At 45.1% G+C, this 12,769-nt stretch carries 13 protein-coding genes; 2 read left to right on the top strand and 11 right to left on the bottom strand.

Annotated features, from left to right (window positions below; translation table 11 throughout):
* Nucleotides 1–46 precede the first annotated feature (46 nt).
* The 7 genes from JOJ89_RS07270 to JOJ89_RS07240 form a co-directional block, all read right to left on the bottom strand.
* Nucleotides 47–439 carry a hypothetical protein gene (locus JOJ89_RS07270; protein WP_051865115.1) on the bottom strand — a complete coding sequence of 131 codons (393 nt, stop codon included), beginning with the start codon at nucleotides 437–439 and terminating at the stop codon, nucleotides 47–49.
* A gap of 40 nt (nucleotides 440–479) precedes the next feature.
* Complete coding sequence (locus JOJ89_RS07265) at nucleotides 480–803, bottom strand: AbrB/MazE/SpoVT family DNA-binding domain-containing protein (protein WP_203290025.1); 324 nt, start codon at nucleotides 801–803, stop codon at nucleotides 480–482.
* 78 nt (nucleotides 804–881) lie between these two features.
* A complete protein-coding gene (locus JOJ89_RS07260) occupies nucleotides 882–1,877 on the bottom strand; it encodes a LacI family DNA-binding transcriptional regulator (RefSeq protein WP_203290024.1) in 996 nt (331 codons plus the stop codon).
* A gap of 157 nt (nucleotides 1,878–2,034) precedes the next feature.
* Complete coding sequence (locus JOJ89_RS07255; RefSeq protein WP_203290023.1) at nucleotides 2,035–3,003, bottom strand: sugar phosphate isomerase/epimerase family protein; 969 nt, start codon at nucleotides 3,001–3,003, stop codon at nucleotides 2,035–2,037.
* A gap of 14 nt (nucleotides 3,004–3,017) precedes the next feature.
* The gene (locus JOJ89_RS07250) at nucleotides 3,018–3,776 is read right to left on the bottom strand and encodes a sugar phosphate isomerase/epimerase family protein (RefSeq protein WP_029281854.1); all 759 of its coding nucleotides are present in this window, start codon (nucleotides 3,774–3,776) and stop codon (nucleotides 3,018–3,020) included.
* A 19-nt stretch (nucleotides 3,777–3,795) separates the two neighbouring features.
* Entirely contained in the window at nucleotides 3,796–4,818 is a 1,023-nt protein-coding gene (locus JOJ89_RS07245; RefSeq protein ID WP_029281856.1) for a Gfo/Idh/MocA family protein, read from the bottom strand.
* Nucleotides 4,819–4,875: 57 nt separating this feature from the next.
* Nucleotides 4,876–5,964 (bottom strand): Gfo/Idh/MocA family protein, encoded by a 1,089-nt coding sequence (locus JOJ89_RS07240; protein ID WP_029281858.1) that lies wholly within the window; start codon nucleotides 5,962–5,964, stop codon nucleotides 4,876–4,878.
* Between the two features lie 382 nt (nucleotides 5,965–6,346).
* Between JOJ89_RS07240 and JOJ89_RS07235 the strand changes: the two genes are divergently transcribed.
* On the top strand, nucleotides 6,347–6,868 hold the full coding sequence (locus JOJ89_RS07235; protein ID WP_029281862.1) for an RNA polymerase sigma factor: 522 nt from the start codon (nucleotides 6,347–6,349) through the stop codon (nucleotides 6,866–6,868).
* Nucleotides 6,861–8,186: a DUF4179 domain-containing protein gene (locus tag JOJ89_RS07230; RefSeq protein WP_203290022.1), complete on the top strand. Its 1,326-nt coding sequence runs from the start codon at nucleotides 6,861–6,863 to the stop codon at nucleotides 8,184–8,186. Before JOJ89_RS07235 ends, JOJ89_RS07230 begins: the two co-directional genes overlap by 8 nt.
* 33 nt (nucleotides 8,187–8,219) lie before the next feature.
* Here JOJ89_RS07230 and JOJ89_RS07225 read toward each other — a convergent pair whose 3' ends face one another.
* The 4 genes from JOJ89_RS07225 to JOJ89_RS07210 all read right to left on the bottom strand — a co-directional run bounded on the left by JOJ89_RS07225 (nucleotide 8,220) and on the right by JOJ89_RS07210 (nucleotide 12,764).
* Nucleotides 8,220–8,945: a Bax inhibitor-1/YccA family protein gene (locus tag JOJ89_RS07225; RefSeq protein WP_029565409.1), complete on the bottom strand. Its 726-nt coding sequence runs from the start codon at nucleotides 8,943–8,945 to the stop codon at nucleotides 8,220–8,222.
* Between the two features lie 166 nt (nucleotides 8,946–9,111).
* On the bottom strand, nucleotides 9,112–10,278 hold the full coding sequence (locus tag JOJ89_RS07220) for a glycerate kinase (protein WP_203290021.1): 1,167 nt from the start codon (nucleotides 10,276–10,278) through the stop codon (nucleotides 9,112–9,114).
* Between the two features lie 12 nt (nucleotides 10,279–10,290).
* On the bottom strand, nucleotides 10,291–11,559 hold the full coding sequence (locus tag JOJ89_RS07215; RefSeq protein WP_203290020.1) for a GntP family permease: 1,269 nt from the start codon (nucleotides 11,557–11,559) through the stop codon (nucleotides 10,291–10,293).
* A gap of 122 nt (nucleotides 11,560–11,681) precedes the next feature.
* Entirely contained in the window at nucleotides 11,682–12,764 is a 1,083-nt protein-coding gene (locus JOJ89_RS07210) for a CdaR family transcriptional regulator (protein ID WP_203290019.1), read from the bottom strand.
* Between the last annotated feature and the right edge of the window lie 5 nt (nucleotides 12,765–12,769).

Below are 12,769 nucleotides of genomic sequence, written 5' to 3'. Positions count from 1 at the left end.
GTTTTTCATTAATACCGTTTCAACGCCGTTTCTATTCAGATCACTCTTATTTTTTTTCCGTAATCTGATCAACAAAATCAACAATGATCCGGTCATCTTCCGTTTCCCTGACGCGCAGGACAATCGCTTTTCTCTCCGTCTGGTCATCCTGGTCATAATAGGCGCGGTAAACGTAAAAGCTTTCTTCCTGAAAATCAAAATCCTTTAGTTCCAGATTGTCAATTCCCCATTTTTTCTTGAGGGAAATCAATTCTTCGGGTGTATGATAAGCCCCTTTGAGGTAAAGGTCTTTCATCTCCCTTTCATCTTCTTCTAAAATTGCCTCTAACATATCTTCTGCTGCAACAAGCCTCCGGTCTCTTCCTTCGTCTTCGTCCCTGCAGCCTGACAGAAGAAATGCAAATAAGGCTGTCATGAGAAAGAGTGTAACTTTTTTCACTAAAGTCCTCCTGCGCTCTGCAAAAGACACGTCTTCTGCGTCAGCTTGATAATGTAGACATGTGATCCGGCAGGCTGAACGTTATTTTCTGCATCGCTTCGTTCCAGTCTATTTTCAGCTTCTCGCCAACATCAATATCACAGAGATTTCTTATTTCGCTTGGTATGGTCACGGTTCCTTTGCTGCTTATAATGGTTTCGTTTTCAAATGTGCTGCTGTCATTTTTCATCAGCTGTATCGTTCTGCCGTCTGTTCGTACAATGACACGCTCACCTGACTGTATGTTTAGTTTTTTTCGTATATAGGAAGGAATCAGCACTTGACCATTTGACCAAATTTTCACGAAAAATGGGCCTTTTTTCAACGATCTCACTCCATTCCTTTTTAAGATGCCTTCAATTATATCATAAAAAGAGCATCATTTCTCCTCCCGGCTATGCTGTTAAAGCTGCTTCCTGGCTGTTGAGCTTCTCAGAACAAGTTCGGTCGGCAGCAGATAATCCCTGCCTTCTATCCCTTCATTCAGAGCCTGGTAAATCAAGTGGGCCGCGAGAGACCCAATTTCGTAGTTAGACTGCTTAACGGTTGACAGCGGCGGAGAGATATACTGCGAGATTTCTATGTCGTCAAATCCAATGATAGAGAGTTCATGCGGTATTTTTAAACCCGCTTCCTTAAAGGCTTTAATCGCACCTACCGCCATTTCGTCATTTGCGCAGAAAACAGCAGACGGGGCGTTCCCCTGCATCATGAGAATTTTGCCCGCAGAGTACCCTCCTTCGCGTGTATACTGGCCCTGAAGAATCCAGCTTGGATGGAGATGAATTCCCGAGTCTTTCAGAGCCTGCTTATAGCCTTCAAAACGGAGCTGATTGTCGCGGTTATGCGACGGTCCCCCAATATAGGCAAGCTCTTTATGGCCAAGATCGATGAGATGCTGCGTTGCCTGATATCCGCCTGAAAAATTATCGACGAGGACATGAATGATGCTGTCACTGTCGAGCTTGCGGTCAAGAACGATAATCGGAAAATCTTCTCTGACGGACTGCAGAATCAGCTCATCCGGAAGGCTTTCAGCAAGAATGATGACCCCGTCTACTCTTCGTTCTCTTAAAAATTTTGTCGCAGTGGATACATTTCCGCCGATGGCGCTGCAGGCAATCAGCCCGTATTTGTGAGTGAGAAGGGTATCCTGTGCGCCTCTCATCAATTCTGAATAAAAAGGTCCTGACAGGTCCTGGACAATGATGCCGATTGTTTCTGTTTTGCTGCGCTTTAAATCCCTGGCTATCCCGTTTTTCTGATAATTCAGGGTTTTGGCAGCTTCCAGAACGCGTTTTGCCGTTTCTGAATTGACTCTTGAATTATTGTTTAATGCATAGGATGCTGTGGAAACAGCAACACCGGCCAATTTTGCAACATCTTTGATTGTGGCCATTCTTCTCCACCTTACTTTCATGGCTTCTTCTGAATTACTTGAACAGAGTTTTGCGCGGGGTGCTTGGGGTGAATAAAGAGAGGAAAGGTTTTTTTGGAAATAACCCGTACAAGCAGGTGTCAAACCCGCCTGTACGGTGTATCCCATATAGAAATTCTTATGCCCACCACATATTTGCAGGCTGTTCTTTAATCAGTACGCTCTTTAAGTTTGATACTGCACGCTGGAAGCCTTCTTCAATCGACATGATCGGATCTTCATGTTCAATGCTTACAACATAGTCATAGCCGTATGTTCTAAGGGCACTGATCATATCTGACCACTCCTGCATGCTGTGTCCGCAGCCGACTGAACGGAAATTCCATGCTCTTGACTGAATTTCTCCGTATGGCTGCATGTCTGTCAGCCCATACATATTGATGTTGTCCTGGTCAAGATACGTATCTTTAGCGTGGAAATGATGAATCGCTCCCTCTTTTCCAAGGATTTTAATCGCTCCAACAGGATCAATTCCCTGCCACCACAAGTGACTTGGATCAAGGTTGGCACCAATAGCTTCACATGTTTCCTCACGCAATTTCAGCAGCGTGTATGGAGTGTGAACCAGGAACCCTCCGTGAAGTTCTAATCCGATTTTCACGTTCAGGCTTTGAGCAAACTCGCCGACTTCTTTCCAGTAAGGAATCAGCTTTTGCTCCCATTGCCACTTCAGAATGTCGCCATATTCGTTTGGCCAAGGGGCAACCGGCCAGTTTGGATATTTAGCATTTTCGTGGTCACCTGCAGTACCGGAGAAGCAGTTGACAACCGGAACGTTCATTTCGTTTGCAAGCTTGATCGTTTTAACAAGTGTTTCATGAGACTCAGCAGCAAAAGCCGAGTCAGGTGAAATCGGATTGCCGTGGCAGCTGAATGCGCTGATTGTCAGTCCGCGTGAAGTAACTTTCTCCAAATACTCATTTTGCTTTTCCTTGTTGCCAAGAAGCTCCTCTAAAGAACAATGTGCATTTCCAGGATAGCAGCCTGTTCCAATCTCAACAGCTTCCACACCTGATTCTTTCACATAATCCAGCATTTCATCGAGGTTTTTATCTGAAAATAAAACCGTGAATACTCCTAGTTTCATCGTGATCTTCCTTTCTATGCTTTTAATAGTTCGTCCATTTTTTTCGAATTAAGCGCAACAGCTTCCATTAACTCGCCTTCAAAGTGCTCCTGCTCAGCAATGAACCATGGCAGTTCCAGGTCTTTTCCAAGAGTCAGCAGCCCTTTCATATCAAGGGTTCCTTCGCCTATGACTGTGCTGTGCTTAACACCGTTTGTTTCTTTCATATCTTTAATATGGAGACTCGCAACACGGTCCCGCTGTTCTTTAATCAGTGAAAGCGGATCATAGCCGGCATAAGTAACCCAGTAGCAGTCAAGCTCAAACTTGACCAGATTGCGGTCTGTTTCCTGAAGCAGGACGTCAAATGGCGTCTGATCTCCAAATGATTGAAATTCAAAATCGTGGTTATGGTACGCAAGCTGAAGTCCCTGCTGCTTAATCACTTCCCCTGCTTTGTTCAACTCCTGCGCAACGCGTTTATATGCATCAAGGTCCGTGCGCTGCTCTTCTGTTAAATAAGGAACAATAATTAAATCGTTGCCGATTTCTTTATTGTAGGAAATGACTTGGCTGAGCCCGTCCCCTGTCACTTGTTCATAAGGCACATGACTCCCCGCTGCCTTCAGTCCATACTCGTTCAATGCCTCTTTCAGACGGTCTGCCGGCGTGTCGTAATAGCCTGCAAACTGTACCCCTTCATACCCGTATCCGGCAACTTCTTTTAATGTGCCGAAAAAATCCTTTTCGAGCAGCGTTCTGATTGTATAGAGCTGAAGCCCTTTTTTCGTCATGAGATAATCCCCCTTATGATTAAAGTTTTACGATTGTTTTTGTTTCGTTTGACTCTAATGCGCCAAGTACGATCTTCAGAGATTTGTAGCCTTCTTCCCCTGAAACGGCAGGCTCTGTATTGCCGATGATGCTGTCGACAAATTTATCGATCACTTTAGATGAGGATTGTCCGCCTTCATCATTTGACTGAATTTTGCCAAGCTCATAGTTTACTACTTCGCCAGTCGTATATTGTGCGATTAAAGAGAATTGAGGGTGATCTTCTAAACGAAGCACTCCTTTTTCACCGTAGATTACCGTCGCATTATCTTCCTTGCTGTATGACCAGCTTGCTGCAAGCGTTCCCATGATGCCGCTTTCTGTTTTAACCACGCAGACAGCGTTATCATCAACGTCCGCTCCCTCTTTAGCAACTGTATCTACAAAAGCAGCTACTTCTGTTACTTCTTCGCCAAGAATGTAGCGCATTAAATCAGCTTTATGAACACCAAGGTCTCCCATAGCGCCGATAAATGCATCCTCTTTTTTGAAGAACCAGCTGTCGCGTCCATCAGCACTCCAGCCTTCCGGACCGCCGTGGCCAAATGCCGTGCGGAAAGAAAACACTTTTCCGATATCTCCGTTTTTGATCAGCTCTCTTGCTTTCTCATGAGAAGGCACAAAACGCTGGTTGTGTCCGATCATAAGCTTGCGGTTGTTTTTTTCAGCGGCTTGAATCATTGCTTCTGCTTCTTCTTTTGAAGTGGCCATCGGCTTTTCGCAAAGAACATGCTTGCCTGCATTCAGCGCATCAATTGACATTGGCGCATGAAGGGCATTTGGAGTACAAACGCTTACAGCGTCAATCTCTTCAAGGGCAAGAAGCTCTCTGTAATCTGTAAATGCTTTTGCATTGTACTGCTGTGCAGTAAGGTTTGCACGGTCTTCGTTAATGTCGCAGACAGCAACGATCTCAGCAAATTTGTTTCCAGCCCACTCAGGCAGATGTCTGTGTTTTGAAATGCTTCCGCATCCGATAATACCGATTTTTAACGTTTTCATGTTTCTCTTCCTCCTAGTAGTTAAAAAGATGAAATCGATTCCTGCTGCAGAAATCTCTTATTTTTTCTCAAAGTATACTGGTTCGCCGGTTTCGGACGATTTATAAATCGCTTCCAAAATTTCCGTTACAATCAGGGCCTGTTCAGGCTTTACAACTGGATCTTTGTCTTCGACAATGGCTTCAATCCACAGTCTTGCTTCAATATCAGCTTCACTTTCAGGCTTTCCGTCCACAACAGAAGCCCCGGATTCATCAAGATCGACATTTGTCGTATAAAGCTTCCCGCGGCGTTCCCCATTAATGCGTAGGCCGCTGTCCATATCCGCTCCGCCTTCTGTTCCCATCAGCGTGCATTTACTTTCTCCGATATTGACGGTATTCAGTGCCCAGCTTGACTCAAGAAAGATGGTGGCGCCATTTTGCATCGTAATATAGGCAAAAGCCGAATCTTCCACCTGAAACTTTTCAGGATCCCAGGGTCCCCAGAGATTTGCTGCATGTTCCTTAGGTCCGAGCTTATGAAAAGCTGTTCCGACAACCATTTTCGGCTCGTAATTATCCATCATCCAAAGTGTCAGATCCAGGGCATGGGTGCCGATGTCAATTAGCGGTCCGCCTCCCTGTTTCTCCTTATCTAGGAACACTCCCCATGTCGGCACTGCACGTCTTCTGACTGCATGGGCCTTCGCAAAATAAATATCGCCAAGCTCCCCTTCTTCGCAGAGATTTTTCAGGTGCAGGCTGTCTGCGCGGTAGCGGTTCTGATAAGCAACAGAAAGCTTTTTGCCTGTGCGCCTCGCTGTTTCAAGCATTCTTTTCGCTTCGGCAGCTGAAGTTGCCATCGGCTTTTCACACATAACATGCTTGCCTGCCTCAAGGGCTGCAATTGAAATATCTGAATGGGAATCATTCGGTGTGCAGACATGAACGACATCAATACCCGGATTTGCAAGCAATTCCTCATAATCTGTGTAGTGTTCAGCCATCTCTGAACCAAACTGCATTTTTGCTTCGATGGCTCTTTCTTCCACAAGATCAAAGAATGCCACCATCTGAACATTCTTCAGGCGTGCGAGAGCAGGCATATGCTTGCCGGTTGCAATTCCTCCGCACCCGATAATTCCAACTCGAACAATCGTACTCATTGTCCACCTCCGGGTTCATTCCGGCCCATTGTCAGGACCCGTTCTGGAAGCGTGCTTAAGCCGCTGCCGTATTTATACGTGATTTGAAACGTTTCACAAGATATGGGGCAAATATGTATAAATCCCTTATTCCTGTTCTTGAAAATCAATGTGAAACGTTTCGACAAACTCATTTTAACATGAAAGCGCTTTTAATCAAACAAAAAATAAAAAAATATTTATCTCTGAGATTCTTTTTCTTGTAAGCTTAAAAAAAGGATGAAAACGGAAAACTTTTTCAGACGTTTGAAGTCTAATGAGTAAAGAGGCAAATGCTTTCTCATAAAGCTGAAACTTGTTTTTTATTATCAGGATATATGATCCCATCAAGGAGGAATCACCATTGACAGACCCCACTCTCGCAAAGGCAGCGATCAGGGGCGATGACCGGGCCTTTCTGCTTGTCATGAAACAGCATAAAGAACAGCTTTACCGGACCGCCTATTTGTATTTTAAAAATGAAAACGATGCGATTGAAGCTGTTCAGGAAGTGACGTACCGTGCGTATAAATCACTCAAAAAAGTGAAGGAGCCGTCTTATTTTACAACGTATCTGATCCGAATCATGATGAACTACTGCCATGATCAGCTTAAGCGTCAAAAGAAAGTGAAGCTTGACGAAAAGCTAGCCTCATCCGGTACGGCTGCAGATTCCCTGCATTCGGTGGAAATTCAGGAGGCGCTATGCAGCCTCAGTGAAAAATATCAGGATGTCATCGTCATGAAATATTTTCAGGATCTGAAAATAAAAGAAATAGCCGATCAGTTAAACTGTCCGGAAAGCACGGTAAAAACAAGACTGAAAAAAGCGCTTTCCCTGCTTAGAAAACATTTTGAAGACAATGGGGGTGAAGGTCATGTTTGAAAAGGAAGAGGCTCTGCTGGAAAAGATGAAGACGAAAACAGATATGATTTCCGTTCCATTTGATGAGCTTGATGATGCCATCACGGCCGGATTTCAAAAAGCAAAAAAGAAAAAAAGGCCTTATCCTTTAAGATGGGCCGCATTGGCCGCTTCCCTGTTCATTTTTATTTTTATCACGTTAGTCAGAGTTTCTCCGGCGTTTGCTTCCTATGTCAGCAGCATCCCGGGCATGGAACAAGTGGTTGAAATCATCAGGTACAATAAAGGGTTAATGTCCGCCGCAGAAAATGATTTTGTACAGGAAATTGGCTTGTCCGATGAGAAAAGCGGCATAGAAATCACCCTGAACTCAGCTATTGTCGACCAGAGAAAGCTCCGTATTTTTTATACCGTTCAAAACAAGGCAGAAAAAGCCGAAGCTGGATTAAAGAATGTCCAACTAACATCAGGAACAAACAATCTTAACGAAAATGCGATGATCAGCTTCGGACATACCGATGAAACGCTCTCTCATAATGAGAGCGAACATTCGTCGATTGATTATGACTTTGCAGATCCAATGAATCATGAGGATTTCAAGCTGAACATTGTTGTGAAGACACAAAGACCTCTGTCAATGGCTCAAGAAGATACGTTTCAATTCGATTTTAAACTGGATCAGGATTTAGTGAAGGAAAAGATGAGAGAGATTGAGATGAATAAAACCGTTTCAGTAGAAAACCAGAAGATTACATTCAGAAAACTTGAAATCACTCCTCTCTCTGCAGCCCTTTACGTAGAATACGATAAAGAGAATACGATGGAGCTATTCGCCTTCGATGATATCAGGCTTACAGATGAAAAAGGCGAGCCATGGTCACTTTTCCATAATGGATTGGTGGGAACAGAAGTCAGCGACACAGAAGATGTGATTTATCTGGAGAGCAATTACTTTGAAACACCTAAAGAACTGTATCTGGAATTCAGCAGAATACGGGGAGTCAGTAAAGATGATGCAGAGGTCATCATTGATCCTGTCAAAATGAAAGTTGTTAAAAAGCCAAAAGACAATTTTTTCAGCCTTATAGAAGTATCAGAAAATGAAGTTGGGTTCACCTATACCGAAGACAGAGAAATGTCCAGCATGCTGATTAATGACGTGACTGATGCTAATGGAAAAAGCGTCTATGTCCATTCTTCCAATGAGGACTTTGGAGACGGCAAAAAACGCTTCTCTGTTCGATTTGACCGCCGGAAAGCAGGCAGCGGCCCCCTGACCATGAAGTTCATCGACTATCCAGGCTTTATAAAGGAAAAAACAAAAATCAAAATCAAATAAAAAATGCCCGCTCAGATGAGCGGGCATTCCTGTTTAGTTGCGTCGCAGCTTTGCAAGCAGGCGCAGGATCTCAAGGTACAGCCAGACAAGCGTCACAAGAAGAGCAAAGCCTGCATACCATTCCATGTGCTTAGGAAGCCCTGCATTCGACCCGTTTTCAATAAAATCAAAATCCAAAACAAGGTTAAGCGATGCGACTATCACAATCGCAACTGAAATGAGGATTCCAACCGGGCTTGCATCATGCAAAAACGGAATGGCTACACCGAAAAACCCAAGAATAAACGACAGCAAATACATGATTAAAATGCCAAAGGTTGCGGCAAAGACACCCAGTCTGAAGTTGCGTGTCACTTTAATGAGCCTGAAGCGATAGGCAAGCAGCAAGGCCAAAAACACGCTTGCTGTCAGAAGGACCGCCTGCATCACGATTCCTTCGTAGAGGGATGCGTAATAGGCTGAGATGCCTCCTACAAACATTCCTTCAAGGACCGCATACACGGGCGCGAGCACCGGCGCTGTTTTCGGAACAAAGCTTACAATCAGTGCAATCACAAATCCGCCGATCGCCCCTCCGATCATGATGGCAGATACGTCCTGCCCCTGTGCACTGTAATACCAGGCAGCTCCTGCGGCCGTAATTAAAATAAACAGCAGCAGAAACGATTTATTAATAGCACCCATCAGCGTCATGGGCTGGCTGGAATAAGAACCTTCCCGTTTGGCAAAAGCTCTCAATGCAGGATTCGATGTTCTCATAAGATCAACTCCCTTTTTCTTTCACTAGTAATACGGACAGCTGCGAAAAAAGTTTCACAGTGAACGCATCTTGATAGTTTCATTATATCGTAATGATCTCTTAATATGAAAATCTTCTGCTGAATCTCTTGTTCTGGGAAAAGAATTCAAAAAAAAGAACAGCATATCAACATCTGCTGTTCTCATTGCGTTTAATCTTCATTATATCCCTTTTTAATAGGTAACCGATATTCGCGATGGTTTGTTCTACATACTGGGGACCTTTTCTCAGTGCTTCTTCGAGTGTGACTATGCCCGGCACAATGGAAAATACAGCTCCAATCCCCGCTTCATAAACAGATTCATATCCTTCTCCAATTGAACCGGCAAGAGCAATGACTGGAATTCCATGTTCCTTCGCAAGCTTTGATACGCCTGCAGGAGTCTTGCCATGGATGGTCTGGCCGTCAATTCTGCCTTCCCCTGTTATGACAAGGTCTGCATCTGACATGTGCTGTTTAAGATTCACTGTATTTAATACAATGTCCACTCCACTCTTCAGTTCAGCGTTTAAGAAGGCCATCAGTCCCGCTCCCAGCCCTCCGGCAGCACCGGCTCCCTTTGTTTGCGCCACATCTGCCCCGGTTGTCTGTTTTAAAAGGGATGCGAAATGGGCAAGATTGCGGTCAAGAATGGCAGCCGATTCAGCCGTTGCCCCCTTTTGCGGGCCGAATATGGCAGATGCACCATTTGGCCCTGTTAAAGGATTGTCCACATCGCACGCTACTTCTATTTTCACTTTTGAAAGTTCTGGCATTAAGCCGGAAACATCAATTTCCGCAAGCTCCGCCAATGCTCCCCCGCCATGTCCGATTTCCTTTTTCTGATCATCCAGAAAGAGAGCTCCGAGGGCTCTTGCCATCCCCATTCCGCCGTCATTTGTTGCACTGCCGCCGATGCCGATGATGATATGCTCTGCTCCCTTTTCGACCGCATCCCTGATCAGCTCTCCAGTTCCGGCCGTTGTCGTTATTAGAGGGTTTCTCCGTTCCGGCGGCACTAAATGCAGTCCCGAGGCAGATGCCATTTCGATAACAGCTGTTTTTCCATCACCCAGCCAGCCGTACTCCGCATCTGCCGGATGACCGAGCGGACCTGTAACCGAAAGTTTTGTCATCCTGCCGCGTGTGGCATCAACAAGAGCCTGCACCGTCCCCTCTCCGCCGTCTGCAACAGGCACTTTTACAATTTCCGCACCGGGAAACGTCTTTTTAAGACCTCTTTCAGCTGCTTCGCATACTTCAAGGGCCGTCATGCTTTCTTTAAAAGAATCAGGTGCGATGACAATTTTCATCTCGAACATCTCCTATCCAAACAGTTTAAATACACCAAAGATCAGGGTAGAAATCACTGCAAGCGTCAGCCCGACAAGTGATTCATATGGAATAAGCTTCATTCGCTCCTTCATCCCCATAAATACACTGCCTCCTGTTGCATGGAAGAAGCTTCCGTGCGGAAGGTGATCAAGAACGGTTGCACCTGCATGAACCATAGCCGCACCTGCAAGTGCAGGAATTCCAATCTCCATGATTGCCGGAGCAAACACACTGCTTGCAACAGCTGTGCCCGCTGTTGTAGAGGCTGTTGCTGCTGACATTAAAATCCCGGAGGCCGGCGCCAGAATATAGGCAGGCAGACCGGATGCATTAAGTCCAGCAACAATGACATCTTTCAGCCCTGAATTTGCGATGATGCCTGCAAGTGTACCGGTTCCAATCAGCATGATCGCAACACCTGACATCTTCAGCAGACCGGATGCCGCAAACTCTGTTAAACGCATCATATTTCTTGTAGCAACTGCACCGATCAGCCCCCCTGCAGGCAATGCAATAATCGGGTCTATTGCTATATCAAAGACAGGCCGCAGGGAAAGAAGCAGAATTGCTGCAGCCGGACCGCTGACAGCTGCCGCAAATGATGGAAGGGTGCTCCCATCCTTTGAAATGATTTCTTCCGACTTGATCTGCTCGCCTTTTCTCACCATTCTCTTAGCAAGCACATACGTGACGGCCACACCGAAAATGGCAGGAATGGCGCCTGCCGCCATGACCGATGTTAAAGGAACATTAAACGCATCAGAAGCTGCTATCGTATTCGGATTTGGCGACATAATATTTCCAGCTTTTCCTCCACCGATCATGGCAAGGAGTATCGCAGGCTTTGAAAGCTTCGCTTTATATGCAATGGCCAGGGCAATCGGCGCCACTGTTATGACGGCCACATCCACGAACACGCCGACCATAGTAAGAAGCATGGTCGATAAGACCAGGGCAAGAAGTGAACGCTTTTCTCCAATTTTTTTTATAATCGTATCTGCAATCACCGAAGCAGATCCTGATTCAATCAGTACTCCTGCCAGGACTCCCGCTGCGAGGATTCTAAGAACCGCGGGGGTAATATCTTTTGCTCCCGCGATCATCAGCTCAACGGTTCCTGTCAGATTTACTCCGCCCAGAAGCCCCCCAATAAGAGCTCCTGCCATCATTCCATAAGCGGGAGGAACTTTTTTCAGAATTAGAAAAATGGCTGCAATGAGTGCGCATAACGCCCCGAAAGCGCTTACTTGAATCTCCATCGTGATTTCCTCCTTCTCTCTTTTCACTCCCTTAATTGTAATCGCTTACTTTTATGAATTCATTGTCCGTACAGACAAAAAAAGACGGCCTGCAATTGCCTCTTTCTTGTGCATTTGCACAATCAGACAACCAGCACAGCCGTATAAAGCGTCAGTAAATCTTTCATTTTCCGCGGGTTCAAAGAGGTCGATTCTTCTATTTTATCCAGCCTGTATCTTAGTGTATTTCGATGAATAAACAGCTCTTCTGCTGTATGGTTCATATCTCCGTTCTGATTGAAAAATAATCGCAGGGTGTCAAAAAGCTCTCCATTTTTGTCCATTTCTTCAAAAGTGTTCTTAATATCCTGCAAGTAAGCATCTTTTTGCCTGTCATATCCTCTTCGAATCAATACAGGCAGTGCCATTTCTTTATAGTCGATAAATGAACCTTCTCCCCCTCCTCCTGAAGCAAGGGCCTCCTTTGCACTTTCATACGAAAGGGCAGGGCCGTTAAATCCCTTATAAACGTAGCCCGCTGCCCCTCTAAGCGAATATTGCTGCGAGAATTCCGCCATTTTCAGTAAAAATGCGGGGCTTTGACTAGAGCGGCTGTCTTTAAGAAGCACAATTTCACCAGCACCCGGAATGACAATCAAGCCATCTTCATCTGCAGCGGCTTCAAGCTGTTTTAAGAACATGTTCCGTTTCTTTAAGTTCATATCCTCTTTTAAAATAAAGACAATAGCCTGCCTTTCAATGTCCAGATTAATCCGCAGCCTTTGCGCCCGTTCTGCAAATTCTCTCCTGTCCGTTATTTCTCCTTTTATCAGCTGAATCAGTGTTTCCTGCCTCAACGTTTCATTCCACCGTATTTGATCGGACAAATATGCCTGCTCAACGGTCAGTTCTGCCGCCATTTTCACAAGTTCTCCGAGCGGCCCGACCACATCCGGATCTCCTGTAATGCCAATGACTCCAATTAATTCGTGATGAAAATAGATTGGGAGGTTGACTCCTTTTTTCATCCGTTTTTTGCCGTCTTCTTCTGATACAACGGCTTTTTTCCCGGTTTGAATGACACTTATTGCACCCGTATGAATGTCTCCAAGCCTTTTCTTATCTCCTGAGCCAATGATTGTGCCGTCTTTGTCCATGACATTTATGTTATATGGAATGATGGACATTGTTCTTGATACGATTTCTTTTGCGAGTTTTTCATTCATTGTTT

This window comes from Metabacillus sp. cB07, assembly GCF_016839225.1.
Lineage (GTDB): Bacteria > Bacillota > Bacilli > Bacillales > Bacillaceae > Bacillus_P > Bacillus_P indicus.
This window is presented reverse-complemented; position numbering and strand designations above follow the sequence as displayed.